The 25,897-nt window shown below is 56.7% G+C and carries 22 protein-coding genes; 12 read left to right on the top strand and 10 right to left on the bottom strand.

The annotated features are described in order from the left end of the window. Nucleotides 1–99: 99 nt before the first annotated feature. The 4 genes from RBH33_RS06260 to RBH33_RS06245 form a co-directional block, all read right to left on the bottom strand. On the bottom strand, nucleotides 100–1,461 hold the full coding sequence (locus RBH33_RS06260) for an ATP-binding protein (protein ID WP_306731297.1): 1,362 nt from the start codon (nucleotides 1,459–1,461) through the stop codon (nucleotides 100–102). Continuing rightward, a complete protein-coding gene (locus tag RBH33_RS06255; protein WP_306731296.1) occupies nucleotides 1,461–2,150 on the bottom strand; it encodes a response regulator transcription factor in 690 nt (229 codons plus the stop codon). Before RBH33_RS06255 ends, RBH33_RS06260 begins: the two co-directional genes overlap by 1 nt. A 15-nt stretch (nucleotides 2,151–2,165) precedes the next feature. Next, nucleotides 2,166–2,489 (bottom strand): PepSY domain-containing protein, encoded by a 324-nt coding sequence (locus tag RBH33_RS06250; RefSeq protein WP_306731295.1) that lies wholly within the window; start codon nucleotides 2,487–2,489, stop codon nucleotides 2,166–2,168. Between the two features lie 155 nt (nucleotides 2,490–2,644). Next, nucleotides 2,645–3,151, bottom strand: a complete 507-nt coding sequence (locus tag RBH33_RS06245; RefSeq protein ID WP_306731294.1) for a glycine zipper 2TM domain-containing protein — start codon at nucleotides 3,149–3,151, stop codon at nucleotides 2,645–2,647. A 179-nt stretch (nucleotides 3,152–3,330) separates the two neighbouring features. On the opposite strand from RBH33_RS06245, the gene RBH33_RS06240 reads away from it, so the two are divergent. The 12 genes from RBH33_RS06240 (at nucleotide 3,331) to lipA (ending at nucleotide 14,374) form a co-directional block, all read left to right on the top strand. Beyond that, complete coding sequence (locus tag RBH33_RS06240; RefSeq protein WP_306731293.1) at nucleotides 3,331–4,596, top strand: glutamate-5-semialdehyde dehydrogenase; 1,266 nt, start codon at nucleotides 3,331–3,333, stop codon at nucleotides 4,594–4,596. Nucleotides 4,597–4,629: 33 nt separating this feature from the next. Beyond that, nucleotides 4,630–5,280, top strand: a complete 651-nt coding sequence (gene nadD, locus RBH33_RS06235; protein WP_306731292.1) for a nicotinate-nucleotide adenylyltransferase — start codon at nucleotides 4,630–4,632, stop codon at nucleotides 5,278–5,280. A 40-nt stretch (nucleotides 5,281–5,320) separates the two neighbouring features. Beyond that, nucleotides 5,321–5,662, top strand: coding sequence for a ribosome silencing factor (gene rsfS, locus RBH33_RS06230; RefSeq protein WP_306731291.1), 342 nt, complete (start codon nucleotides 5,321–5,323; stop codon nucleotides 5,660–5,662). A gap of 18 nt (nucleotides 5,663–5,680) precedes the next feature. Beyond that, on the top strand, nucleotides 5,681–6,148 hold the full coding sequence (rlmH, locus tag RBH33_RS06225; RefSeq protein ID WP_306731290.1) for a 23S rRNA (pseudouridine(1915)-N(3))-methyltransferase RlmH: 468 nt from the start codon (nucleotides 5,681–5,683) through the stop codon (nucleotides 6,146–6,148). A 64-nt stretch (nucleotides 6,149–6,212) separates the two neighbouring features. Further along, nucleotides 6,213–8,108, top strand: a complete 1,896-nt coding sequence (gene mrdA / locus RBH33_RS06220; protein ID WP_306731289.1) for a penicillin-binding protein 2 — start codon at nucleotides 6,213–6,215, stop codon at nucleotides 8,106–8,108. Beyond that, on the top strand, nucleotides 8,105–9,256 hold the full coding sequence (gene rodA, locus RBH33_RS06215; protein ID WP_306731288.1) for a rod shape-determining protein RodA: 1,152 nt from the start codon (nucleotides 8,105–8,107) through the stop codon (nucleotides 9,254–9,256). The genes mrdA and rodA overlap by 4 nt, the downstream gene beginning before the upstream one ends. Nucleotides 9,257–9,283: 27 nt before the next feature. After that, on the top strand, nucleotides 9,284–10,294 hold the full coding sequence (gene mltB, locus RBH33_RS06210; RefSeq protein ID WP_306731287.1) for a lytic murein transglycosylase B: 1,011 nt from the start codon (nucleotides 9,284–9,286) through the stop codon (nucleotides 10,292–10,294). Further along, on the top strand, nucleotides 10,291–11,109 hold the full coding sequence (locus RBH33_RS06205; RefSeq protein ID WP_306731286.1) for a septal ring lytic transglycosylase RlpA family protein: 819 nt from the start codon (nucleotides 10,291–10,293) through the stop codon (nucleotides 11,107–11,109). Before mltB ends, RBH33_RS06205 begins: the two co-directional genes overlap by 4 nt. A 52-nt stretch (nucleotides 11,110–11,161) precedes the next feature. Further along, entirely contained in the window at nucleotides 11,162–12,313 is a 1,152-nt protein-coding gene (locus RBH33_RS06200; RefSeq protein WP_306731285.1) for a D-alanyl-D-alanine carboxypeptidase family protein, read from the top strand. Between the two features lie 105 nt (nucleotides 12,314–12,418). Continuing rightward, the gene (locus RBH33_RS06195) at nucleotides 12,419–12,691 is read left to right on the top strand and encodes a YbeD family protein (RefSeq protein WP_306731284.1); all 273 of its coding nucleotides are present in this window, start codon (nucleotides 12,419–12,421) and stop codon (nucleotides 12,689–12,691) included. Continuing rightward, complete coding sequence (gene lipB / locus RBH33_RS06190) at nucleotides 12,691–13,314, top strand: lipoyl(octanoyl) transferase LipB (protein WP_306731283.1); 624 nt, start codon at nucleotides 12,691–12,693, stop codon at nucleotides 13,312–13,314. The genes RBH33_RS06195 and lipB overlap by 1 nt, the downstream gene beginning before the upstream one ends. A gap of 46 nt (nucleotides 13,315–13,360) precedes the next feature. Continuing rightward, nucleotides 13,361–14,374 carry a lipoyl synthase gene (lipA, locus tag RBH33_RS06185; RefSeq protein ID WP_306731282.1) on the top strand — a complete coding sequence of 338 codons (1,014 nt, stop codon included), beginning with the start codon at nucleotides 13,361–13,363 and terminating at the stop codon, nucleotides 14,372–14,374. A gap of 787 nt (nucleotides 14,375–15,161) precedes the next feature. On the opposite strand, the gene RBH33_RS06180 is transcribed toward lipA, so the two are convergent. The 6 genes from RBH33_RS06180 to rpsU all read right to left on the bottom strand — a co-directional run bounded on the left by RBH33_RS06180 (nucleotide 15,162) and on the right by rpsU (nucleotide 24,905). Then, complete coding sequence (locus tag RBH33_RS06180; RefSeq protein WP_306731281.1) at nucleotides 15,162–18,116, bottom strand: TonB-dependent receptor; 2,955 nt, start codon at nucleotides 18,114–18,116, stop codon at nucleotides 15,162–15,164. Between the two features lie 286 nt (nucleotides 18,117–18,402). Next, a complete protein-coding gene (gene rdgC / locus RBH33_RS06175; protein ID WP_306731280.1) occupies nucleotides 18,403–19,308 on the bottom strand; it encodes a recombination-associated protein RdgC in 906 nt (301 codons plus the stop codon). 120 nt (nucleotides 19,309–19,428) lie between these two features. Beyond that, complete coding sequence (gene rpoD, locus RBH33_RS06170; protein WP_306731279.1) at nucleotides 19,429–21,264, bottom strand: RNA polymerase sigma factor RpoD; 1,836 nt, start codon at nucleotides 21,262–21,264, stop codon at nucleotides 19,429–19,431. Between the two features lie 146 nt (nucleotides 21,265–21,410). Next, nucleotides 21,411–23,366, bottom strand: a complete 1,956-nt coding sequence (gene dnaG, locus RBH33_RS06165; protein ID WP_306731278.1) for a DNA primase — start codon at nucleotides 23,364–23,366, stop codon at nucleotides 21,411–21,413. Between the two features lie 810 nt (nucleotides 23,367–24,176). Then, nucleotides 24,177–24,632, bottom strand: a complete 456-nt coding sequence (locus RBH33_RS06160) for a GatB/YqeY domain-containing protein (protein WP_306731277.1) — start codon at nucleotides 24,630–24,632, stop codon at nucleotides 24,177–24,179. A 57-nt stretch (nucleotides 24,633–24,689) separates the two neighbouring features. Then, nucleotides 24,690–24,905 carry a 30S ribosomal protein S21 gene (rpsU, locus tag RBH33_RS06155; RefSeq protein WP_306731276.1) on the bottom strand — a complete coding sequence of 72 codons (216 nt, stop codon included), beginning with the start codon at nucleotides 24,903–24,905 and terminating at the stop codon, nucleotides 24,690–24,692. Between the last annotated feature and the right edge of the window lie 992 nt (nucleotides 24,906–25,897).

Here is a 25,897-nt window from a genome sequence, read left to right as displayed (position 1 = left end):
CTCTCGTGTATGAGCCCAGTGGGAAACTCCGTTTTTTGTTGTGCGGTAGTTTAGCGAGCGGATGTGCGATTTTGCGCACAAGAGGTGGGACATTAGCGGTTAAGAAGCCAGTGGAAAACGAAGCTCAAAACACGCCCCACCCAGGGATGAGCGGTCAATCCGCAACTGACCACCGTAGCTGGCGGTGATGTCAGCACTGACCGCCAAGCCAATGCCCTGGCCAGCTTGCAGGCTGTCGAGTCGGGTGCCGCGCTGCAGCACTTTGTCCCGATCTTCCAGCTCAATGCCGGACCCATCGTCTTCAATGTGCACAATGAGCTCACCTGCTGCCGTCCAGGCTTTGACCCTCACTCGGGTTCGGCCGTACTTGAATGCATTTTCCAGTAGGTTACCCAGCAGCTCCAGTAGGTCCTGCTCGTCACCGGGAAAGTGTACCTCCTGCTCCAGGTCACATTGGTGTTCGATGGCTTTGTCGCGGTAGACCTTGTCCAGGGCGTGTAACAGTCGCTGGAGAGCAGGCGCCAGGGGCGTGTACTGGTTGAGCCCTTGCTGTTGTCCGGAAACCGCCCGCTGGAGTTGGTATGAAACCACTTGGTTCATGCGCTCCAGTTGTTCTTCCAACGAGGCGCGTAACGCTGGGTCCGTGCTGGTATCTTCCAGGCGAGCGCGCAGTACCGCCAGGGGCGTTTTGAGGCTGTGAGCCAGGTTGCTTAGGCTGTCCCGGTAGCGCTGGCGCAGCGCCTGTTCCCGATCCAGCACTTGGTTTAGGTTGTCTACGACCCGCTGAAGCTCCTGAGGATGGCGACCGTGAATTCGCTCACTGGCACCGCTGTGCATGGCTTTGAGGGACGTGGCCAGCTTTCGCAGGGGTCTGAGCCCCCAGCGTAAAATGATGCTTTGGGCGATTAATAGCAGCAGAGCCGCCGCCCCCAGCCAGCGCCACAGTTGGCCCCGATACGCCGCCAGCTCGGCGGCGTAGGCGCTTTGATCGCGCAAAACGGCAAACCGAAACGGATGCTCGCTCCCGTCCTCCGCCTCCCAGATAACGTCGTAGTGGGCGCTCCAATGAGGTTCGTCAGCGAAGGTCAGGGTGGTGAGCACAAATTCCCCCGGCTGCGCCTGCGCGGACAGTGCTTCCCAGGGGGGCGGCGTGAGCAGCTGGGCTGAATTGGAGCGCCACACCGGTGTTCCGGTAACGTCGTACACAAACGCGTATAAGCCTGAGTTCAAGGGTTCAAAATCCGGTTCCATCAAAGCGGCGGGCATGCGCAAGGAGCCCGCATCGTCGTCCAGACCGGCGACGCTGAACAACAGGTAGATATGTCCCTGTAAGCGGGTTTCCGCCGATGCCTGCAAGCTGCGCTGAAAGGCCTGATCCAGCATGATCCCCGTTAAACCCAGAAAGGTGGGTAACAACAACGCTGAAGCGATAAACAGCCGTGCCCGCAGCGACCAAGCCATTAGTGGGAGCCGTCCTCGGGGACTAAGTTGAAGCGGTAGCCCATGCCGCGCTGGGTGCTGATCAGGTTCAGGCTTGAATCCGGGTCGAGTTTTTTGCGCAGGCGGCCAATAAACACTTCGATGACGTTGCTGTCCCGGTCAAAGTCCTGGGCATACAGGTGTTCGGTCAGTTCGGTTTTGGACACGGTCTTGCCCGCGTTCAAAGCCAGGTAGACCAGAGTGTTGTATTCGTAGCTGGTCAGCTCTACTGCTTCGCCATTGAGGCGAATCCGGCGGGCACTGGTGTCGATAGTCAGTGGGCCGAATTGCATGACCGGCGTGGCGTGGCCACTGGCCCGGCGCAAAAGGGCATTGATGCGCGCGCGCAACTCGGCCGGGTGAAAAGGTTTTGTGAGGTAATCATCCGCGCCGGCTTCCAGGCCTTCCACCTTATCCTGCCAGGCACCGCGGGCGGTGAGCACCAGAATCGGGTAATGGCGACGCTCCTCGCGCAACTGCCGAATCAGGCTTACACCGTCGAGCAGGGGCAACCCCAGATCGATTATGGCCAGGTCATAGTCGTATTCCTGGCCCAAAAACAGGCCTTCACGACCATCGGCGGCCAGGTCAGACGCGTATTGGTCAGCACTCAGCAAGCTTTGAATTTGCTCTCGAAGAGCGAGTTCATCTTCCACTACCAGGATGCGCACAGACTTTCCTCCTGCTCATCGAGTTATGATTTTGCCGGAGTTGCCATCGACGCGGACAGTTCGCATACGGCCGTTTTCCTGCAGGATTCTGACCTGGTAGATCACTCGCCCGTCGCGTTGACGAGCCTCTACCCCCATGACCCGGCCGCCGTACTGCTTGCGCACAATCTCCGCCGCATCGGCGGCGGCAATCTGAGCCCCGGCAGCGGTCCCGTTTTGCACCGATGCGGGGGCCGCCGTCTGGGCATAGGTCGCAGCAGTGCCTGGGCCGGCACTGACAAAAACGATCAGCATGCAGCTAAACAGACAGCGATAGATAATGGTGCGGCGCGGTGCCATAGATCAGTTCCAGGAAAGATGGATGGTTACGCTTATCAACCCGACGTTTACTGTCGCCGGAGTTACGGATTGTCGGGTGAATAGCATACCGCGTCCGGCTCAGGTTTACAGCGGTAGCCAACAAGATCAGAGGTCTGATCCTGTTGGCTCCTGGGTTATAGCGCTGGGCGAACGTTGACGGAGACCGGTATACGGCGGCCAGGATGTTGGTCGGTACGGGTCTGGTAATTACGCCCTTGGTAGCGATAGTCCACTCGGTAGCCTACCAACTGTCGCTCGGTTCGGGTTTGGTAGTGGGTTTCGCAGACTTCTCTGGCACTCCTGGTGTTGCCCCGGCTTATGTCCCGGCCAATGGAGGCGCCCAACAGCCCGCCGGCCAATGCGCCCACTTGTTTGTTGCGTTTCTTGTTGCCCAGCTCGTTGCCAATGGCAGCCCCGACGATGCCGCCCACGATCGTTCCGGTATGGGAGTCACTCCTTCTATTCGGGTGAGTTTCCACGCGGCAGTGGGTTTCGGGTATACGCTGCGTGACCCGCTCGTAAATGGGGTCGACTCGAGTAACCTGGGCGTAATCTCGGTAATTGCCCGCGCTGGCGTTTTGGGCCAACAACAGAGCCAGAGTCACACTGCCGAACAGGGTTTTCAGTTGGATTTTTTTCATCTCGGTGTCTCCTCAGTTTCGGGTGTTGGGCCACCCATGAGTTGAGAATACGACCGCCAAACTGAATCCAAGCTGAAAGTGCGGTTATTTTTACTTAAGTGCGGGCTTACGCCCCAAAAGCCCCGCCAAATCAGGGTATAATCTGCGAAATGCCCCAAGTTCAAACGGTTTTTGTCCCTATGTCCGAAACACGCGATGTGAAACAGTATATGGCCGACGTCGGCCGCCAGGCTCGAGCTGCGGCCCGCTTGGTGGCGGCGGCTTCATCCGGAGCCAAGAACGATGCTTTGCTGGCCATTGCCGAAGCGCTGGAAAATGCGCGCGCCACTTTGGTGGCCGAAAACCAGAAAGATCTGGACGCGGGGCGGGCCAAAGGTTTGGACGCCGCCATGCTGGATCGCCTAGCGCTTAAGCCCGCCACCATCGATGGCATGATTGAGGGCTTACGCCAAGTGGTGGCTCTGCCGGATCCCTGTGGCGCCATTACCGACCTCAACTATCGGCCGACCGGCATCCAAGTGGGTAAAATGCGGGTGCCCCTGGGGGTTGTTGGTATCGTTTATGAATCGCGGCCCAACGTCACCATCGATGCCGCCGCCCTGTGCCTAAAGTCCGGCAATGTGGCTATCTTGCGCGGTGGCAGTGAGTCCATTCACTCCAACACCGCCATTGCCGCCTGTATACAGCAAGGCTTAGCGCAGGCTGGCCTGCCCGAAGCGGCGGTTCAGGTGATCAAGACCACCGATCGCGCCGCTGTGGGTGAGCTCATTACCATGCCCGACTATGTGGATGTCATTGTGCCCAGAGGCGGGAAAAGCTTGGTGGAGCGCATCAGCCGCGAAGCCAAGGTGCCGGTGATTAAGCATTTGGATGGCATTTGCCATGTTTATATTGATGCCAAAGCCGACCTGGACAAAGCCCTTAATATTGCCGTGAACGCCAAGACCCACCGCTATGGCGTCTGCAACGCCATGGAAACTCTATTGGTGGACCGGGCCGTGGCCGGGCAAATACTGCCGCGCCTTGCCGAAGCCTACGCCGCCAAAGGCGTAGAGCTTAGAGGTTGCGAGCGCACCCGCGAGCTGATTACCGTTAAGGTGGCGACCGAAGAGGATTGGGCTACCGAATACCTAGCGCCCATACTGTCGATTCGCGTGGTGGATGACCTGGATCAGGCCATGGAGCATATTGATCAATACAGCTCAAAGCATACGGAAGCGATTGTGACCGAAGACTACACTCGGGCGCGGCGCTTTTTGAGCGAAGTGAACTCCAGCTCGGTGATGGTGAACGCGTCCACCCGCTTTGCCGATGGTTTTGAATACGGCTTGGGCGCCGAGATCGGTATTTCCACCGACAAGTTGCACGCGCGTGGTCCCGTGGGGCTTGAGGGGCTCACCTCTCAAAAATGGATTGTGCTGGGCGACGGCCAGATTCGTGAGTAAATCGACTGCGCTTGGGTCAAGGTGGTCGGACCGGTGAGCTGCACCACGTTAGGTTTTTTTGGCGGTACCTTTAACCCGGTTCACTTCGGGCATCTGCGTCTGGCCCTAGAGGTCAAACAGGCCCTGGAGCTGGACGAAGTGCGTCTGGTGCCTTGCCACCGGCCGGCGCATCGGGGAGAGCCGGAAGTCAGCGATGCCCAGCGCGCGGCCATGTTACGCCTGGCGCTGAGTGATTGCGCCGACTTACAGCTGGATACCCGCGAGCTGGAGCGCTCCGGCCCCTCCTACAGTGTGGACACTCTGCAGGGTTTGCGCGAGGAGTTGGGGCCAGAGACCAGCCTGTCCTGGATTATGGGCAGCGATGCCTTTGCGGGGCTGGATACTTGGCATCGCTGGCGGGAGTTGCTGGACTGGGGCCACATTGTGGTAGTAGCACGGCCCGGCTGGAAACTGCCCGAAACCGGACCCGTGGCCGATTGTCTTACTCGCCATCAGGGCCCGGCGGAAGTGCTCAGTGAAAAGCCGGCCGGTCATATTGTTGTACAGTCGCTTCGGCTTTTGCCCATATCGGCCACCGATATCCGCACCCAGATTGCCGCTGGTGAGTCTCCCCAGTTCCTGCTCCCGGATTCGGTTTGGCAATTCATCCAGCAGCACGGGTTATACGCTCGGGCTGCGCCTTAAGTCATTGTTTCTTATATAACCAACCATTAGTAGGTAGTGAATGTCCTCAGAGAAGAATCGCATCATTATTAACGCCCTGGAAGACCTCAAGGCGAAAGACGTTGTCCAGCTCGATGTGCGCGAGCTAAGCCAAGTTATGGACACGCTGGTTATCGCTACGGGTACCTCCAACCGCCACGTGAAATCGCTGGCCAACAACGTTGTAGTGGACGCGAAGCAGGAAGGACACCCTCCTTTGGGCGTTGAGGGTATGGAAAGTGGCGACTGGGTATTGGTGGACTTCGGGGATACCGTGGTTCACGTTATGCAACAGGAGACCCGGGATTTTTATGAGCTTGAAAAGCTCTGGTCTATGGAACCTAGCACCCGTTCTGAAACCTAAAGAGCGGAATCCGGTCCAATGCGTGTTCGTCTGATTGCTCTAGGTACCAAAATGCCCGCGTGGGTGGAAACCGGCTATGCCGATTACGCCAAGCGCTTGCCTCGGGACTGGGCCATAGAGTTGGTGGAGTTGCCTCTGGCGGCGCGGGGGAAGAGTACTTCCCCGGCGATGGTCATGGAAAAAGAGGCGGACGCGATGCTGGCGGCCATTGGTAAGGGCGACCGTGTGATTGCTCTGGAAGTGGCCGGCCGGCCGTGGAGCACTGAGCAATTGGCGGAACAGTTAAGTCATTGGCGTATGAGCGGTTCGAATTACAGTTTGTTGATCGGGGGGCCGGACGGTCTTGCTCCCCGTTGTCGCGCAGCGGCGGACATACAGTGGTCGCTTTCGCCCTTAACGCTGCCGCACCCGCTGGTGCGCATTGTGGTGATTGAGCAGCTTTACCGCGCTTATTCGATATTGAACAATCACCCATACCACAAGTAAATAACAACAGGGTGCGGTACAACCGCATCCCCCAGCAAGACAAGCATTCAATTCTCGAGGCACGATGTCTGAATCCCACCGCTTTAAAGACCACCACCGAGAGGAGCGGATTTTTTTCGTGCGCATGGTCGTCGCAGGGGTCATTATGGCCTTGGCGATGGCATTGCTTATAGGGCGCTACTACAGCTTGCAGGTCATCAGCCATCAGGACTACGCCACCCGTTCAGATCGAAACCGGGTGCACGTTCAGCCGGTTCCGCCCACGCGCGGCCTGATTTCTGACCGCAACGGGGAATTACTTGCCGGTAACCGGCCCATCTACATTCTGTCTGTTATCCCGGAACGCATCTCCAATCTGGATGAAACGCTTAAGCGGCTCAAACCGCTGGTGCGTATTACTCCCAGTGACCTGGAAAAATTCTACGATCAGCTTCAGCAGCCCCGCAAACCCTTTGCGGCGGTGCCATTGCGCTACCAGCTTAATGAAACCGAAATAGCGCGCTTAGCCGTCAACGAGTTCCAGCTGGAAGGCGTGGAAGTGGAGGCTCAACTGGTTCGCTATTACCCCCAGCACGAGCTGTTTGCCCACAGCATTGGTTATGTTGGAAGGATCAGTCAGTCTGATCTGGCCCGTTTTGCCGAAGATGATCTGCGCCGCTACAGCGGTACTCACTCTATTGGTAAAAACGGGTTGGAAGCTCAGTATGAACGCGAGTTGCTGGGTGAAGTGGGCAACCAGAATGTGGAAACTAATGCCCGCGGGCGGGTCTTGAGGGTACTGGGCCGGGTGGACCCCAAGCCTGGCAAAGACCTGGAACTGCATATGGATTTGAATTTGCAGCGCACAGCCGCACAGGCAATGGAAGGCCGTCGCGGTGCTGTGGTTGCGTTGGATGTGGAAACCGGTGGCGTTTTAGCGGCCGTGAGTCTGCCCAGTTTTAACCCCAACTTGTTCGTTACCGGTATCAGTTTTGCCGACTTCAGAGCTCTAAATCAGTCTTTGGATTTACCTCTCTACAATCGCTTTTTGCAGGGGCAATATCCTCCGGGCTCGACTCTCAAGTCGATAATCGGTCTGGCGGGGCTCCATCATGATGTTGTCGACACGGAACACTGGGTGCGCGACCCAGGATTCTATCGGTTGCCCAACAGCAGCCGGCTCTATCGGGACTGGCGCCGCACCGGGCATGGGCCTCGGGTAGATATGATGCAGGCTATGGTCGAATCCTGCGACGTTTACTACTACGACCTGGGCCATCGCATGGGCGTAGACCTCATGCACAGCTTTGGGATCCGATTTGGATTGGGGAATTTAACCAAAATAGACCTACCCTCGGAGCGTCGCGGTATTTGGCCCTCCCGTGAGTGGAAGCGCGGCGCTCGCGGCGCTGCGTGGTTCCCGGGGGATAATTTAAATATGGCCATTGGCCAGGGTTACACCCTTACCACCCCTTTGCAGCTCGCCGTCAGTACCGCGACCCTAGCCAATCGAGGCAAGCGCATGCGGCCGCAAGTGGTCCGCTCGGTGGGTGGTGTTGAGCGTCCCCCGATCGTGGACGAGTATGTTGAGATTGATGACAAGCACTGGGACTTCATGCTCAAAGCTATGGAAAACGTGGTGCATGGTCAGCGCGGCACAGCCCGGAGCATGCGGGTGGGGGCCGAGTACCGCATGGGCGGGAAAACCGGTACATCCCAAGTCGTGGCGATTCCTCAGGGGGAGGAATACGACTCGGAAGCCCTGCAAGAGCGCCATCGTGATCACGCGCTATTTGTCGGTTATGCGCCCGCGGACAACCCCAAAATCGCGGTGGTGGTGATCGTGGAAAACGGTGAATCCGGCGGCGGCGTCGCCGCACCGATCGCGCGCAAGCTGTTTGACGCCTATCTGAATCAACAGTATGCGCAACCGCTTCCTCACGAAGAGCCTATGGCTGGATTCTTGGGAGGCCGACCATGAGTAATCAGGATTTTCTCCGGCGGCTGCCCTCCGCCAGCCAGGGGCTCCGGCGTCGCGACCGCATACAGCAGCGCTTGCACTTGGATTTTGTTTTGATTCTGTTGCTGACGATCGTGACCATTTACGGGCTGATCGTGCTCTACAGTGCGAACGGTCAGAGCGTGACGGGCATACAGCGGCAGGGCATCTATTTTATTGTTGCCTATGTGGCCATGTTTGCGGTGGCGCAGGTGCCAGTGCATGTGTTGCGCCGTATTGCGCCGTGGGCCTACGCCGGGGGCGCGGTCCTATTAGTGTTGGTTTTGTGGATTGGCGTGGGGGCTAAAGGCGCCCAGCGTTGGCTGAGCTTTGGCGGCTTCCGTTTTCAGCCTTCCGAATTTATGAAATTGGCGGTGCCCATTGCGATTGCGGCCTACTTTGGCCAGCGCCTTTTACCACCCAGACTCAAGCATGTGTGTGTGGCCTTGGTCCTCACTGCGGTACCGGCGGTGCTCATCGCGCGGCAGCCAGATTTGGGTACCGCGTTGCTGGTGACGTCGGCGGGTCTAATGGTGCTGTTTTTCTCCGGGCTGCCCTGGCGTTATGTGGGCGTGGCCTTCGGCACTTTGTTGGTCAGTATCTGGCCCATGTGGCAGTTCGTGCTCCACGATTATCAAAAGCGGCGTATTTTGACCTTGCTTGATCCGGAGTCGGATCGTCTGGGTGCGGGCTGGAACATCATTCAATCCAAAACCGCCATAGGCTCGGGCGGCACCTCCGGCAAGGGATGGTTGGAGGGGACCCAGTCACAGTTGGACTTCTTACCCGAAGGGCATACGGACTTTATCATTGCCGTGCTGGCGGAGGAGTTCGGTCTGCTGGGGGTACTTTTTTTGTTGACGCTGTACGGTCTGATTATCGCCCGTTGCATGGCTATTGCGCTCAAATCCCAGGACAGTTTCAGCCGGCTGCTCGCGGCCAGCTTAACCGTAACGTTTTTTGTCTACGTATTTGTCAACGTCGGTATGGTGTCCGGACTTCTGCCGGTGGTGGGGGTGCCCTTGCCACTGGTCAGCCAAGGCGGAACGGCAGTGGTTACCTTGATGACGGGCTTCGGCATATTGATGGCTATTGCCACAGAGCGTCGGCGAGTGACTCGGCATATATAAAGGAGGGGCGAAGGCCCAGGAGCAATGGTGATAACACAAAACAGAATGAAGCAGTGGCTTTGCTGCGCCGTTAGTGCACTGATGATCGTGGGGGTGGCTCATGGTGCACGTGCGGATTATCGCTTCCACCCTGAGGCCAAGACGTTTATTGAGGAAATGGTGAATGACTACGGATTTGCCAGCGATCAGGTGAAGGAGTGGATGTCTCAAGCACAAAAGCAGCAGAATATCCTCGACGCTATTGCCCGGCCAGCTGAGCGAGTGCGAAGTTGGCGAGATTACCGGCCCATTTTCGTGGCGCCGCTGCGAGTGAATAACGGCGTTAAGTTCTGGCAGGAGCACCGGGAGGCACTGGAGCGGGCCGAGCAAAAATACGGAGTGCCGGCGGAAGTTGTGGTGGCGATCATTGGGGTAGAAACCAACTACGGTCGCAACATGGGCAGCCATCGGGTGATCGATGCTTTGACCACACTGGCTTTCGACTATCCGCCGCGCGCACCTTTCTTCCGCAGCGAGTTAAAAAATTACCTATTGCTGACACGCGAGCACGAACAGAACCCGTTGGATTTTAAGGGGTCCTATGCTGGGGCCATGGGCTATGGGCAGTTTATGCCGTCCAGTTATCGCCATTACGCAGTGGATTTTGATGGTGACGGTTTTGCGGATATTTGGAACAACCCCACCGATGCCATTGGCAGTGTCGCCAACTATTTCAGTGTGCACGGCTGGCGGCCGGGTGAGCCGGTACTGTTCCGAGCCCGCCAGGAAGGTTCTTTCCAGGCCGTGGGTATGAACCGGATTGATCCACCTTCAACCCCTTTGTCCGAATGGCGTGAGCGCGGCCTAGAATCACTTTTGCCGCTGCCCGATGACACCCCGGCTCAAGCGCTGCAGTTGGAAGGAAGTTTTGGCGAAGAGTTTTGGTTTGGAACACAGAACTTTTATGTCATAACCCGATATAATCGCAGCCACATGTATGCCCTGGCTGTGTATCAACTGAGTCAGGAAATAAAAACCGCGATGGAGACAGCTGAGTGAAGCACGGGATCGCTGGCGTATTGATTTTAAGCAGTCTGTATTTAGTGGGTTGTAGTTCCTTGCCTACTGTGGAACGGGAGCCCGAAGAAGAGCGGGACCGGGGGCCCGCGCAGCCAGTTGACTTGTCACACGTGCCGGACGCTGTTCCGCGTCAAGAGGTTCGCACTCGCGCTGGTAATAGTAACCCCTACACAGTGTTGGGCCGAACCTATCATTTGCTGGATGACGAGACAGATTACAAAGAGCGGGGCATTGCGTCCTGGTACGGTAAGAAATTTCACGGCCGGTACACTTCCAATGGCGAAGTGTATGACATGTATGCCATGACCGCGGCCCACAAGAAACTGCCCATACCGTCTTATGTACGGGTGACTAACTTGGACAATGGCCGCAGCGTTGTGGTGCGAGTCAATGACCGCGGGCCATTTCACGACGGCCGTATCATTGATTTGAGTTACGCGGCTGCGCAACGACTCGGCTTTGTCGACCAGGGCACGGCACCGGTCGAGGTGGAAATCATCGTCCCGGACGGTAAGGCTCCGGCACCATTGCGGGTAGAAAACTCCGGGGGTCACGTTGAAGGCGGAGCTTTCTTGCAGGTGGGCGCTTTCTCGTCCGAAACGGCCGCCCGCGCTCAAGCTGACCGGGTGTCGGGTTTGACCGATCAAGAGGCGTTGGTGATTTCACCAGCGGGTGACGATCAGCTTTATCGGGTGCGTCTCGGACCTTTTACCGAGACTACACAGTTACACCAGGTGCAGGAACTCCTGCGTCAGGGAGAAATCAGTCAGGCTCACATCGTCTACGATCGATGAAGCAAGGCTGGTTAAACGTTTACGTAAGTTCAAAAAAGAGTGACTTTTCAGCATGTTAAAAAAACTCCTCATGGCGGGATCGCTCCTGCTTGCTGCAATCAGTGTTCAGGCGCAACAAGTGCTGATTCCCGCTCCCCCCCGACTTTCGGCAACAGCGTACATTCTGATGGACGCTGTCACGGGACAAGTGCTGGTTGAGCACAATGCTGACACGCCCGTGGAGCCGGCGAGTTTGACCAAGTTGATGACTGGTTACATCGTCTCCGCAGAAGTTTCTCAGGGGCGTATCAGTGAAAGCGATATGGTGAACATCAGTGTGAAGGCGTGGCGCAAGGGTGGCTCGAAGATGTTCGTCCAGGAGGGGACACTGGTATCGGTGCAAGACCTGCTGAGAGGTGTAATTGTTCAGTCCGGGAACGATGCCAGCATCGCTTTGGCCGAGCATGTTGCGGGCAGTGAAGACGCGTTCGTCGATATCATGAACCAAAAAGCTGCGCTGTTGGGTATGCACAACACCGTGTTCAAGAACTCTACGGGCTGGCCCGCCGAAGGACATATCACCACAGCTCGGGATCAGGCGATTATGGCCAGGGCTGTGATCTATGATTATCCAGAGCACTACGCCAAGTACCGGGAAAAGTATTTTTCCTACAACGGCATCAACCAGGCCAACCGCAACCGCCTGTTGTTTCGGGATGACACGGTGGACGGACTGAAAACCGGCCATACGCAAGCCGCTGGCTATTGTTTGGTTTCATCCGCCATGCGGGATGGCATGCGCCTTATTTCCGTGGTGATGGGAACCACGAGTGAAGCGGCTCGCGCGGCAGAAACCCAGAAGCTTCTGTCTTATGGCTTCCGTTACTATCAGACTCAGCCGGTGTACGCCGCTGGCGAAGAGCTGCGGCGCAGCCGAGTGTGGGCAGGCCAAAGCAATGAGTTGGCTTTGGGCGTCGCCGAGGATTTGGTGTTGACGGTTCCGCGCGGTAGTCAGAACTCCCTTGAAGCCAAGATGCATATTGATGACACCATCAAAGCGCCGATTAGCAAAGGCCAGGAGTTGGGCAACCTGACCATCGACCTCAACGGCGAGCGTCTGGCGGATGTACCATTGGTAGCCATGGAGGCGGTGGCAGAAGCTGGCTTCTTCTCGCGCTTGTGGTCCAATATCAAACTGTTTTTTATTGGCCTGTTTAGTTTCTAAAAGCCCTGGGGAGGCTGGCCTAGCGCCAGTCTCCCACTCACCTCCCGGCGTGAATCTGTTACCATAGGCGTCAGCCAAATCTGCTTTCAAGAGGCTTATGCTGCCATGGCCGAACCCAAAGCGCCCAAAATTGAATTTCCCTGTCACGACTACCCCATAAAAGTATTGGGAGATGCCGGTGATGAGTTGCAACAGTTGGTAATTGAAGTCATGGAGCGTCATGCTCCCGGATTCGATCAGACGTGCTTAAAGATTCGCGACAGCCGCAACGGTCGCTATCAATCTTTCACGGTATGTATCACTGCCACTGGCGAAGACCAGCTGCGGGCTATCAACGACGATCTGCGCGCTAGCCCGTTAACCAAAATGGTGATCTAGTGTTCGATTCGGAGCGCTTGCGGGTGCAGGATCTCGGCCTGCGGGATTACTCGGAAACCTGGCAAGCCATGAGCGAGTTCACCGCCCAGCGCAGCGCCGACACCCCCGATCAACTGTGGCTGGTGCAACACGCCCCGGTATTTACTCAAGGTCAGGCCGGTAAGCCGGAGCATTTATTGTTGCCGGGCGATATTCCCGTAATTCAATCCGACCGAGGTGGGCAGGTAACTTACCACGGCCCCGGACAGTTGGTAGCCTATCCCCTGTTGGATTTGCGCCGTCTGGGACTGGGCGTCCGTGATTTGGTCACGGCCCTGGAGCAGATTCTGGTGACGGTGCTCGCCAGTTACGACATTGAGGCTTACGCGAAACCGGATGCGCCCGGCGTCTACGTCGCCGGCGACAAAATTGCCTCCCTAGGCCTCAGAGTACGCCGAGGCTGCAGTTTTCACGGCCTGGCTTTGAATGTCGATATGGATCTGGAGCCCTTCCAGCGCATCAATCCCTGCGGCTACAACGGCCTAAAGATGACTCAAATCCACCAATTGGTCTCAGCCCCGCCTACCCTGGAAGAGGTACAGGAGCGACTGGTGGCCGCTTTCGTACAGAAATTGGGCTACTAATCAGGTACAATTCGCTTCCCCGATGTCCCCGTAACAGAGATGGAAGATGTCCGATACTCCAGAGCTTCAGCCCGTCAAACGCACCCGGCGCCTGCGCCAGGGGGAAAAGCTACGCGATGCCGATAAGGTCGAGCGCATTCCCGTCAAGGTGATTGCCTCCGACAGCGTGGCGCGCAAACCGGATTGGATTCGGGTGCGGGTGCCGGCCTCTCCGGAAGTGGATCGGATCAAAAAAATCTTACGTAAGAACAATCTATCGTCCGTGTGCGAGGAAGCCAACTGCCCCAATCTGGGGGAGTGCTTTAGCGGTGGTACCGCCACCTTTATGATCATGGGCGAGATCTGCACCCGTCGCTGTCCGTTCTGCGATGTGGGCCACGGTAAACCCAACCCCCTTGATGCCGACGAGCCACGTCATTTGGCCGAAGCCATTGCCGAGATGAAACTGAAGTATGTAGTGATTACTTCGGTGGACCGGGATGACCTGCGTGATGGCGGTGCGCAGCATTTTGCGGATTGTATTCGGGAGTCGCGCATTCACAGCCCAAATTTGCAGGTGGAAATTCTCACTCCGGACTTTCGTGGCCGCATGGACATCGCGCTGGATATTCTCGAAGCCGAAGCTCCGGATGTGTTTAACCACAATTTGGAAACGGTGCCCCGTTTGTATCGTCAGGCTCGGCCCGGTGCTAACTACAATTGGTCTCTTGATTTGTTGAAGCAGTACAAAAAACGCCGACCGGATGTTCTCACTAAATCCGGTCTTATGGTGGGCCTGGGAGAGACTCGGGAAGAAATCCTGGATGTAATGCGCGATATGCGCGCTCATGACATCGATATGCTGACCATCGGTCAGTATCTTCAACCCTCCAAAGACCATCTGCCGGTGGACCGTTACGTACACCCGGATGAGTTCGAAGAGTACACCCGCCTGGCTCATGAATTGGGTTTCAAACACGCCGCCTGCGGTCCCCTGGTGCGCTCCAGCTATCACGCGGACAAACAAGCTCATGGGGAAGAAGTGGGGCGAATAGACGCCCTGCTGAAAAGCGCTGAATAATCCGGGCCAATCGCAGCCTTATCAGACAAGCGTCATCCTCGCGCAGGCGCACTGCTGTCCGGAATAAATATCGGACTAGCGACTTCGTAAGCAAGTCCCCGGGCCGCGCAGGGTGAGTGTTCAGCAAACGTCGTGGATCCATCCCTGGAGACTGCCTCAAAAGGTCCCTCTTTTGAGGCTTGCTGAACACTCACCCTGCACGTCCCTGGTAATCCCAAGTTTCCGAGTTCTTTTCCGCAAACCCCACCTGCCGCCGTCATGACTGGAATTATCGGGGCGGTAAGAGGGGCTACAAAGGCGATTCGCAGGAGGCTTTTCGAAACTCTCACAAGAGGGAACTCGCGGCCGGCGCTCCGGTGAGAGAGCCCCCACGGATGGGGCCTACTCGGGTTTTGGCGCTCTGGGTTTTACCTAACCTTGTGGCTCAAGAGTCTCTGCTTCCTTATTTCCCGAAACTTCCAGGATGGCACGGCGGAGAGTGGGGCAGGCATTCCCGGACTGTCGCAGACAGGATGTCTGCGTCAAGCCCCCACGGACGGGTTCACGGCGTGTCCGGGAATGCCTGCCCCACTCGCAGCACTCGACCAGAGCTCCAGTTTTCAGCGCTAGATCAAGCCCCGGTTTTCTTGGATACCTCGCAGCACTAAACCAAAACTCCCGAAAGCCAAAAACCGTTTGTCTTACTGGCGAATGAATACACACTTCGACGTTTAACAAGGCAAAAAAAAGCCCCGCAAAAGCGGGGCAAAATGGTACGGAAAGGTAGGAGATTGACTAACTGTATGTCTTAGAAATCCACCCGCAGGCTGAGACCGTAGCGACGGTCACCCAGGTAGCTGTCACGATGCCGCGTGGTGTAACCCTGATAAGTGTCGTTACGGCTGTCGGTCAGGTTTACCACATCGAAACGCAGGCTCATGTTGTCGGTGACATCCCACGATACCGAAGCATCGAGTTGACCATAATCCTGGTTATAAATGGGCAGATTGCCGGTGCCGTTACCCGAAGTAGTGATCAGGTAATCGTCCCGCCAGTTGTAGGCCAGACGGAACGCCCAATCGCCGGACTCGTACATGCCCACCAAGTTGTAGCTGTGCTTGGACAAGCCCTCCAGGGGAACCAGCAACGCGTTGCCGTCGATATCTTCGGCGAAGGGGCTGGGCGCCTCACTGTCAACGTAAGTGTAGTTAGCCTGGCCACCAAAACCGTTCCAAGGAGCGGGCAAGAAATCAAAGAACCCGGAAACGCCCACCTCGAAACCTTGGATTCGACCGTCTTCACCATTGAGCGGCACGTTCGAGGTGAACGGCCCACGATCGGTTTCTCCAGTGATCGGGTTCTCGTAATCAAAATCGCGTGAGATGGTGCCGTTGGCGATAAAGTTCTTCACGTCTTTGTAGAAGACCGTACCGTAAGCCATGCCTGACTCAGAGAAGTACCATTCCAATGCCGTGTCGAACTGGTTGACTTCCATGGGCTCCAACTCGGGGTTACCACCGCTGGCTGACCGGTTACTGATGCTCGGTGCCACGTAGTCTGGTGTACCAAATTCGCCGGAACCGTTGTCAACAGAAATGTTCAGGTTGATGTTTGGATCCATCTGGTCGAAGCCAGGACGGCTGAGGCCCTGAGAAGCGGCGAAGCGCAAGTACAGGTTGTCCTGAAGGGACCAACGCACGTTCAAGCTCGGCAGAACATTGACGTAATCGTTAGTGAACACCGCGTCCAGGTACTCACAGTTGCCCCCGTCGGCATCGCACGAAGCCGTGACACCGGTAGACGTTACGCGTGTCTCTACGACCCGTACACCCACGTTACCGTCGACCGGGATGCCGAAAGTTTCGCTGGAGAAATTCACCATACCGTAAGCGGCCAGAGTTTGTTCTTCCTGGTCATTGATCTGCTGTGGGCCGTACTCAGGAATGCCGTCCAACCGGAATTCGGGGTTCGGGTGGTTGCGAGTCATGAAGCGTACGGTTTCATCGCTGAGGCTTCCGGCGAGCTCTGGCGTAGCGGCCAAAGTGGTGCCGAAGACGTTGGCGTTGCCGCGCATAAAGTCGTCAAACTGGTTGCGACCCCAGTTGGCGCTGCCGTCGGCGTTTTCGAAGCGCGGGTCATCCAGAGGGAATTCAGCACCCCAGTTGGCCTGGTTGCTCCAGTCCTCGGGTTGCAGGTTGTTGGGGTTACACTCTGGAGTGAGTGGGCCGCCGGTTCCCCAGTCGGTACAGGTCCAGTCTGCCGCGTCCACGGTTGTCCAAGTGCCCCACTGCAGGGACTTGGTTTCCGCCTGGCGGTCGGAGTAACGCACACCACCGGAAACGGATTCAATCAGACCGTGACCGTGGAATTCCCACACACCGTCCAGACGTACGGCGGTTTGGGTGCCTTCACTTTCCTGCTGGTGCGGAAGAATCCAGCCCCACTTGTAGTTATCCGGGTTCGACAGATCACCCGTAGCTGGTTGGCTCGGGTCAGCGGCGCGAACATTCATGCCGGGGAAGTTGCCAGTTAAATCCATTTCCAGTACTGGCGCGGTGGCGTTGGTACTGACAATAAAGTTGCTGCCTTCGGTTTTAGCGCGCACGTGCTGCAAATCACCGCTGAGCTGGAATTGGTCGTTCACGTTCCACACGAAGCCGGCCGCCAGATCGTCGGTGACCGAATGACGATGGTTCAAGTCGGTGTTTGAATCAATGTTCACACCGGCGAATGAGCCGGTGAGCATTTCGCCCCGGTGGTTGAAGTTAAAGGCAGCCGTATCGTGGGGCACTAGGTTGCCGTCATCCTCGGCGGGCAGAAAGGCAAAGTAGGAATAGTTGTATACGTCCAGGGTGTAATCGGAGCGAATGTACTGAGCGTAAAGCTCCAAGTCTTCGGTCGGGCTCCATTGGAACGCGGCCGCACCACCAAAGCGCTCGCGATCACCGAAACGGCTGCTGATACCGCCGCCGGCCGGAACAAACACGTCTTCTCCCTCAACACCGCCGAACTCGGCGGCGTCGCGCTGCCAGTAGGGCTCGGTGGAGACAGTGTCACCACGGAAGGAGGCTTGCTGGTAGGAGAGGTTAAGCAAGAAACCCATTTCGCCAAGGCCGGTGTCCCAGCGGGTGCTGAACAAGCCGGAGACGTTGGGGTTGGTTTCGTTGATCAGGTCGTAATGGGTAGCACCAACGGTGCCGCTGATCTTGGTGCCGTCAAAGTCGAATGGCTTGAAGGTGCGCAGATCGACGGTGCCGCCGATGCCGCCTTCGATCATTTTGGCCGAGGGATTCTTGTACACGTCCACACCGGCCATCAGCTCAGCGGGCACGTCTTCAAAGCTCAAGCTACGGCCTTCGTTGGCGGTGAAGCTGGAACGACCATTGAGTTCGGTACGAACCTGAGTCAAGCCGCGAATGGCAATACCGCTGCCTTCACCCAAGTTACGGGTAATCTGCACACCAGAAATCCGTTGCAGGGTTTCAGCCACGTTGGTGTCGGGTAGCTTGCCGATATCTGTGGAGACGATGGAGTCCACAAACTGCTCGGAGTCACGCTTGATGGCTTGGGCGGTAATGACGCTGGCCCGATGACCGGTAACCAGTATCTCTTCCAGGGTTGCCTCTTCAACGGCATCACTGGTGGTTTGTGCCAAGGCGGGGGAGACCGCGCCCATGGCGCACAAAACCAGTGCGGATACGCTAGTGGTTAAACGTGGGCTGGATTTAGGCCAGCGCGTTGCTTGACTGGGGTTGAGCTTCATAGTGCTTCCTCATGCTTTCTTATGTGTAGGCTGGCTTAAGATTGACCAGCTCTTGGGAGATGTCATGTTCTAGAGCGTATTTATATGACATTTAACTGCAGTCTCCCTTTATACCTATAAATTTTTATATATACAATTTTTTTCTTATACAAAATCGTCCGATGGGGGCGTGATCTTATGCCTCGGGGGCTGCAGATGGGGTTTGAAGGGGGAAAGGCTGAGGCATAGCGCCACTTCCAGGGCCCTGGTGGGCCCCGGAAGGTCTGGGGAAGATCGAAGTGGAGACTTAGGCTTCGGCGGGTCCGCCGAAGGATTTCAGTAGAGCTTCAACCAGGGCAGAGAGCTCCAGGGCCATAAAGGCAAATTCGGCGTCGAACTGCTCCGCAGCGGATTCGGGGTCCCGCTCCAAAGCTTGGTCTTTGAGGGTATCTTCAAATTTCAGTTGCTTAAGTGCGAACTGATCATCCAGTACAAAGTGAATACTATCCTTCCAGGTCAGGGCCAGTCGGCTCACGTACATGCCGCTGTCCAAGTGGCTGGCGACTTCGGGGGCGGTCAAATCCTGGTGTCGGCAGCGTATAACCCGACTGTCTTTGCCGGCCTGAAGCTCACAGTCCTCGCCCAGTTCAAAGTCCTGGGGCGGCTCCCCTGTACGCAGCCATTCGGTCATGATTTGAGTCGGTGCGCTCTGGGGCGTTAGGGGGATGACTTTGAGGCTGCCCAAAGATTCCCGCAATTGGCTGAGCAGATCTTCCGCCCGTTTGGCAGATGCGGCATTGACGACAATCAGGCCTTCACGGGGAGCAATATACGCAAAGTCCCGAGAGGTTTTGCTGAACGCCTGGGGCAGCAGCGAGAAAATCACTTCGTCTTTTAGCGTTTGGCGCTCTTTCCGGCTCACCGGTCGACCTTCCTCGGTTTTGATCTGGTCGACCTTATCCTCCAGGTGCTCGTTGACCACAGCGGCGGGCAGGAGCTTTTCCTGGCGCTTGGAGCAAATCATGATGTAGCCGTGGGCTGCTTGTACGTACTCGGTGCCCTCGCGACCCAGCGGCGGCGTCCAGCCGCGCCGGCTTGTGTCCATTTTTCCGCAGGGGTGGAACGGGTGCTCAGCCAGGGCTTCCTGCAGCGCTTCGGGCGTTTGAGAAAAGGTTTCGGTAAAACGGTACAGGCGTAGGTTTCTAAACCACATGGGCAATCCTGTGTTTTGGGTCGATTCGGGATGGGCCGGTACGGCGGGTCTTGCGGTGTAAGCGGCGCCCTGGCCCGGCCAGTTTTTAGGGCCGGGGGCAGGGCGGGCTCAAGTGGAGACTTACTCGTCCAGGAAGCTGCGCAGATGGTCGGAACGGGACGGATGACGCAGTTTGCGCAAGGCTTTGGCTTCGATTTGCCGTATGCGCTCGCGGGTCACGTCGAACTGTTTGCCCACTTCTTCCAAGGTGTGGTCGGTGTTCATGTCGATACCGAAACGCATCCGTAGCACTTTAGCTTCACGTGCCGTCAGCCCGGCCAGAACTTCCCGGGTGGCCTCGGTCAGGCCTTCGGTAGTGGCGGAGTCGATGGGCGAGACGATGGTGCCGTCCTCGATGAAATCGCCCAGATGCGAGTCTTCGTCATCACCAATGGGAGTTTCCATGGATATGGGCTCTTTGGCGATTTTCAGTACCTTGCGCACCTTGTCTTCTGGCATTTCCATACGCTCACCCAGCTCTTCAGGCGTGGGCTCGCGGCCCATTTCCTGGAGCATCTGCCGGGAGACGCGATTGAGTTTGTTGATGGTCTCAATCATGTGCACGGGAATACGGATGGTGCGCGCCTGGTCCGCAATAGAGCGGGTAATGGCCTGCCGAATCCACCAAGTGGCATAGGTGGAGAACTTGTAACCGCGCCGGTATTCGAATTTGTCCACCGCTTTCATCAAGCCGATGTTGCCTTCCTGAATCAAGTCCAGAAATTGCAGGCCGCGATTGGTGTATTTTTTGGCGATGGAAATCACCAGGCGCAAGTTCGCCTCAACCATTTCCTTCTTGGCACGACGCGCGCGCGCCTCGCCAATGGACATGCGACGGTTGATGTCTTTGATATTGGTTAGCGGCAAGCCGCTCTCTTCTTCCAGTTGCAGGAGCTTACGCTGGGCGCGCGTAATATCTTCTTCAACGGGTTTCAGAGCGTCGGAGTAGTCGCGCTTCTTCTTAATAACGTCCGGAATCCAGGAATCGTTGGTTTCGTTACCCGGAAACTCGCGCATAAACGTCTTGCGAGGCATTTTCGCCTGACGCACGCACAACTTCATAACGGTACGTTCTTCCTGGCGCACGCGGTCTAGAACAGTGCGCGCTTCCCGGTAGATTGGCTCGAACTGGCGCGGAGGAAGCTTGAAGAACTTGAACAGTTCGCCCAAGGCGGCCAGCTCATTTGCAGCCTGCGCACTCTCGCGGCCGTGCTTGGCGACGGTTTTCTCGGCTTTAGCCAGCTGCTTGCGCAACTGAGCGAAGCGTTGCTTGGCTTCTTCCGGGTCGACGCCTGAGGTGCTTTCCTCATCGTCTGCGTCGGTGTCGTCTTCAGCCTTGGCCTTACCGTTGCCAGCAGAGGCATTGGCGGCCGTGTTCACGGCTGGAATGTCATCCGCCGGATCCAGCCAGCCAATGACTACATCGGCCAGGCGTCGCTCTTCCTGCTCCACCAACTGGTATTCGTCGAGAATTTTTTGTACGGCGCCCGGCCAGTGTGCCAGAGCGTGCATGAGCTCGCGCACGCCTTCTTCGATGCGCTTGGCAATGGCGATTTCACCCTCGCGGGTGAGCAGCTCGACCGTGCCCATTTCCCGCATGTACATGCGTACGGGATCTGTGGTCCGGCCAGCTTCGGTTTCCACCGCTGCCAGAGCCGCCGCTGCCTCAGCCGCCGCGATTTCATCGGCGGAAGCGTCACCATCGGTCATTAACAAGGTGTCAGCGTCAGGGGCTATTTCGTATACACGAATGCCCATGTCGTTGATCATCTGGATAATATCTTCGACCTGGTCCGGGTCTGAGATGTCTTCCGGCAAGTGATCGTTGACCTCAGCATAGGTGAGGTAGCCCTGTTCTTTGCCTCGGGCAATCAACTCTCTGATGCGAGACTGGTGCTGTTGAGCGTTTTCAGCCATTCGGAACCTTGTAACCTAGGTGTGGGTGAGAAATGCAAAGCGCGGGATTATATCCCATATGTTGGGTCTGATTCTATAACTTCAATGCCCCGCAGCATTTTGCGACTGTTTTGGCCTCTGATCGGGCGGCTTGCGTCAATCAGGTTTTATTGGGAATTCTTGTAGGCCAGGGCCTCTTTTACCAGGGCTTGCCGTTCTTCCCTTGTCATCTTAGTAAAGTCAGCTTCCTTGAGTTTAGCCAGGGAAAGGGCGGATTTTTTTGCTTTTAAGTGTTGACGCAACTTATTCAGGCAGTCGCCGAAGGCGGCCCGAGTGTCATAATTGGCTCGGGCCGGCTTATCCTGGCGAGGCTGGGCTTGGGCGGTGGCGGCGCTCAGAAGGTCGTGGCCGGCAATATGGGCCAACCGCTCGGTTTCTTCGGCGCCGTAAGTGCCCCGCCAGTAACCGATTATATGAGACAGCTGATAGTGTGGGCGTTCCCTCAAAAGGGTCAAAAGCTGCCCCAACAGTTGTAATTCCGGCTCGTCTCGGGTCAGCCACTCGTCCTGATCGGCTTCTGCCGCCAGGACAGGGTAGGTCAGCAGCAGACCTATGGCTTTGTGGGCCGGTGGCATCAGGTACTTGCCCGTGCGCAGCACGGGCCGGGAAGGCGCGGTGTCAGGCGGCCCTGAAGGGGCAGCCGAGGCCTGGGCGGCGTAATCTTCATAGTCATCGGGTGCCGCCATTGGTGGTTCGTGCGCCGGCGAGGCGGTCGGTTCCCGGCGAGGTTCGGGCTCCGCAAGTGCTGCCAGTTCAACCGGCTCGGCGACCAATTCCTGAAGCATCTGCCGATTCAGGCCTGTGCGAGTGGCCAAATTGTCAAACATCAGCTCCCGAAAAACCCCCCGGGGAAGCTTGTGGATCAGGGGCGCCGCCCGCTTGCTCAGGCGTGCCCGGCCTTCCATGGAGCGTAAATTGATGTCCTCGGATACAGCGTCGAACAGGTAGTCCTCCAGGGGGACGGCCATTTCCACCATGCGGGTGAATTTTTCGGCGCCCACCTGCCGGACCAGGGTGTCGGGGTCTTCTCCCTCGGGCAGAAACAGGAATTTTACCTGGCGACCATCCTCCATCACTGGCAGGGAGTTGAGCAGTGCCCGCTGAGCCGCCTGGCGCCCGGCTTTGTCACCATCGAAGCAAAACACCACTTCTTTGGTGTGCCGGAAGGCGCGCAGTAAGTGCTCTTCGCCACACGCGGTGCCCAGGGTGGCAACACCGTAGCGAATGCCGAATTGGGCCAGACTGACCACATCCATATAGCCTTCAACCACCAGCAGCCGGGGCAGTTCGCGGTAGGCCAGTTTGGCTTCATAGAGCCCGTACAGCTCCTGCCCTTTGTGGAACACGGGAGTTTCCGGGGAGTTCAGGTATTTGGGTTTGTCGTCGCCCAGCACCCGGCCGCCGAAGCCGATAACCCGCCCGCGGGTGTCCCGAATCGGGAACATAATTCGGTGGCGGAAGCGGTCGTAGAGCTTTTTTTCCTCCGGGTAGTGGATCAGCATGCCGCCTTCAATCAGCAGTTGCTGGTTTTCCGCGTCCTGCCCCAGGGCCTTGAGCAGGTTGTCCCACCCAGGCGGTGCGAAGCCGATGCCGTAGTCCTTGGCAATGCGCCCATCGAGGCCGCGCCGTTTGAGGTAGTCAACGGCGTGGCTGCGGGCGGGGCTGGTGCGCAATTGATCCTGAAAGTAGTCGTCGGCCTGCTCCAGAAGGGTGTAGAGGCTTTTTTTGGTCTCGGCCTGTTCGCGCTGGGCCTGGGTTTGCGTTTCCCGGGGTACTTCGAGGCCGGCGAGGTTGGCGAGTTGCTCCACAGCCTCGGGAAAGGCCATGCGCTCGTAGTCCATGATGAAGCCCAGGGCGTTGCCGCTGGCTCCGCAGCCAAAGCAGTAGTAAAACTGTTTGTCTGGACTGACGGTAAAGGAGGGGGTTTTCTCGTCGTGGAACGGGCAGCAGGCGCTGTAGTTTTTGCCGGTTCTTTTCAGTTTGACACGGTGATCCACCACTTCGACGATGTCGAGGCGGTCGAGTAGGTCGTCAATAAAGCTTTGGGGGATCAGGCCGGCCATACGTTGTCTGTCGCTGTTATGGGGTGCCAGTATGGATTATATGGCGTCTTTGGGCCACCAATTTGGGGTTTCAAGTCGCCGACATGCGTCATGGATTTGCTGTCTCTTCGGTGGAGTGCTCCGAGTGGGATAGGGGCTCCCGGACACGCCGTGAACCCTTCCCTGGGGGCTCGGATGCAGCATCCATGCTGCATACGGTCCGGGAGCCCCTATCCCACTCTCCGCGGTGCCACTCTGGAAGTTTCGGGAAATAAGGGAGCGTGGCAGGGCTAGAGTCCATACACTTGAACGAACCCGTCGCTGTAGGTTTTGATCGTTCGGTCTGCGCGCAAGACGGTGCCTTGCAAGCGCTTGGCCATGCGGTGACGGAGGTAGCTCCCCAAACCCTTGCGGGACGCTGGGTGCCAATAAGCAATCGCAACCGTCCTGGTGCCAAAAGTATAGTTGCGCCAGCCGGGTTATTGGTTAGCGAGTGGATCCCCGCTTTCGCGGGGACGACGATAGGGTAATCCTGGGCTTTTCGGTGATTCTTTAAGTTAGGTTGCCACTGCTCGTCATTCCCGCGAAAGCGGGAATCCATGTTCAAGCATGTCATATCCGCTAACACACTCTCTTATTTCTCATTTCTTCCGGAATGGCACGGCGGAGAGTGTGGCAGGCATTCCCGGACTGTCGCCGACAGGGATGTCGGCGTCAAGCCTATAGGGACATATTTACGGCGTGTCCGGGTGTGCCTGCCACACTCGTAGCATTCGATCAAAGCGCCGAAGCCGTACCAGCTATGTTCTGAGGTGTAGCAGGAGATGTGAGCTAAGCAATAAGCTTAGTCTTAAGGCGAGAGCTGACCTCCGCCATATCGGCGCGGCCTTGTACTTGGGGTTTGATCTGAGCCATAACTTGGCCCATGGCGCGCAGATCGCTGGCGCCGGTGTCCGCAATGGCCTGGTCTATAAGTGCATCCAGCTCAGCGTCGGTCAGAGGAGGGGGGAGAAAACGCTGAATTTCGACGATTTCGTAAGCTTCCTGGTCCGCCAGATCTGGGCGGGCGGCGTCCCGGTACTGCTGCTCCGAATCCCGGCGTTGCTTGAGCATTTTGTCCAGAACCGCTAAAGCCCGGGCGTCGTCGACTTCAATGCGCTCATCCACTTCAATGCGCTTGAATTCGGACATAATTAGACGCAACACCGCCACGCGCTCCTTCTCTTTCGAGCGCATGGCGGTTTTGAGGGCATCATTGATGCTTGTCTTCAGTTCTGAGCCGGGCATGTCAACCTCTAATCGGAACGACTAAGTCGGACGTAGGGTTAAGCCGGGTACTACGCCTTAATATAGGCGCTGGAACTTTTTGGACTCGCGCTGAACCTTCTTGGCGTGCCGTTTTACGGCCGCAGCGGCTTTACGCTTACGCACAGCTGTGGGCTTCTCATAGGCTTCACGGCTGCGGACTTCGGCCAGAATGCCGGCTTTCTCGCAAGACCGCTTGAAGCGACGCAGGGCCACGTCAAAAGGCTCGTTCTCTTTGATCTTAACTGAAGGCATGCTTTTACCTTTAATCTATAAATTCTTCCCAGACGCTCCTTGAACGCTCCGGGATCCGAGGGCCGCAGATTCTATACATTTCTCTCACCCTCTGCAAGCAGTGAGGCGGAAATACCCAGGTCCCTGCCTGCCATCCCCTCTTAGCCATCGTAAGGAGCTAGAAATGGGGGCTGCGCGTGCTCCGAGAGCTTCCTCCCGCGCTGCCCTCCTCGGCTTTCCGTGTTGATGGCCAGGAAGCTCTGCTATTCCACAAAGTCTATACAGGCGTAGGTGCGCTAGGCGTACAGCGTCTGCCGATTTGATCAATAAGCGCCAATCGGTAGCTGAAGAAAAAACGTCTTGTCACTTCTGTGCGTAGAGCCAAACTGATGGGGTGAAACATTGCTCAGTATGTCTGATTCGACAAAGGTATGTTGTATCCGTTTGCGAATGAACAAAAGTTTTTCCGATTCATCCCTTAGAGCCTTTCGACTTTTTAACTCTTTAAGAAAAGTAGGGAATTCGTAAGTCGCCAATCGGTTATCAAGTCACACAAATTTCAATTAAAAATTTTTTCAGTCAGAAATTTTTCTTGCAGGAGAAAAGCAAACGTACACGCTACGTGAAAGATAGAGTTGTAGCGTTAACGGCTGTTTTTTGGAGACAAAATAATTGCACGATGTGACTAAAGTCGCGCTTTGACATTTGTTGCAAAGAGTAATCTGCCAAAAGTCGGTGTTCAGTGAATCCTTCAGGCGGAAGAGTGTCTTTAATGATGCTTTTGAGGCAGTAAGCTGGACAAAAAGATGCTTCACGAATAGTCTGTATAGCTGCTCAAATTGCTTGCACATGATGTTTGATCTGAGTCAATTCTACTTATCCAGGTTAGCTTGTGCATACCAAACACCAAATTTTAAGGAGCAAAAATGAGTCTTGCGGAAGTTGGTATGGTTCCGGAGTCAAACAAGCGGCCGGTTGGCGCCGCTCATGTTCTGGTGGTTGACTGCGGTGGC

Source organism: Marinimicrobium hydrolyticum (genome assembly GCF_030848505.1).
Classification (GTDB): domain Bacteria; phylum Pseudomonadota; class Gammaproteobacteria; order Pseudomonadales; family Cellvibrionaceae; genus JAVDDU01.
This window is presented reverse-complemented; position numbering and strand designations above follow the sequence as displayed.

Bases quoted from the DNA above. Each gene is read 5' to 3' on its own strand.
- RBH33_RS06180 (WP_306731281.1), bottom strand. From the start codon at position 18,116: ATGAAGCTCAACCCCAGTCAAGCAACGCGCTGGCCTAAATCCAGCCCA.
- RBH33_RS06245 (WP_306731294.1), bottom strand. From the start codon at position 3,151: ATGAAAAAAATCCAACTGAAAACCCTGTTCGGCAGTGTGACTCTGGCT.
- RBH33_RS06200 (WP_306731285.1), top strand. From the start codon at position 11,162: ATGTTAAAAAAACTCCTCATGGCGGGATCGCTCCTGCTTGCTGCAATC.
- RBH33_RS06195 (WP_306731284.1), top strand. From the start codon at position 12,419: ATGGCCGAACCCAAAGCGCCCAAAATTGAATTTCCCTGTCACGACTAC.
- RBH33_RS06250 (WP_306731295.1), bottom strand. From the start codon at position 2,489: ATGGCACCGCGCCGCACCATTATCTATCGCTGTCTGTTTAGCTGCATG.
- rlmH (WP_306731290.1), top strand. From the start codon at position 5,681: ATGCGTGTTCGTCTGATTGCTCTAGGTACCAAAATGCCCGCGTGGGTG.
- RBH33_RS06240 (WP_306731293.1), top strand. From the start codon at position 3,331: ATGTCCGAAACACGCGATGTGAAACAGTATATGGCCGACGTCGGCCGC.
- rpsU (WP_306731276.1), bottom strand. From the start codon at position 24,905: ATGCCTTCAGTTAAGATCAAAGAGAACGAGCCTTTTGACGTGGCCCTG.
- mrdA (WP_306731289.1), top strand. From the start codon at position 6,213: ATGTCTGAATCCCACCGCTTTAAAGACCACCACCGAGAGGAGCGGATT.
- dnaG (WP_306731278.1), bottom strand. From the start codon at position 23,366: ATGGCCGGCCTGATCCCCCAAAGCTTTATTGACGACCTACTCGACCGC.
- rsfS (WP_306731291.1), top strand. From the start codon at position 5,321: ATGTCCTCAGAGAAGAATCGCATCATTATTAACGCCCTGGAAGACCTC.
- RBH33_RS06160 (WP_306731277.1), bottom strand. From the start codon at position 24,632: ATGCCCGGCTCAGAACTGAAGACAAGCATCAATGATGCCCTCAAAACC.
- rdgC (WP_306731280.1), bottom strand. From the start codon at position 19,308: ATGTGGTTTAGAAACCTACGCCTGTACCGTTTTACCGAAACCTTTTCT.
- RBH33_RS06260 (WP_306731297.1), bottom strand. From the start codon at position 1,461: ATGGCTTGGTCGCTGCGGGCACGGCTGTTTATCGCTTCAGCGTTGTTG.
- rodA (WP_306731288.1), top strand. From the start codon at position 8,105: ATGAGTAATCAGGATTTTCTCCGGCGGCTGCCCTCCGCCAGCCAGGGG.
- rpoD (WP_306731279.1), bottom strand. From the start codon at position 21,264: ATGGCTGAAAACGCTCAACAGCACCAGTCTCGCATCAGAGAGTTGATT.
- lipA (WP_306731282.1), top strand. From the start codon at position 13,361: ATGTCCGATACTCCAGAGCTTCAGCCCGTCAAACGCACCCGGCGCCTG.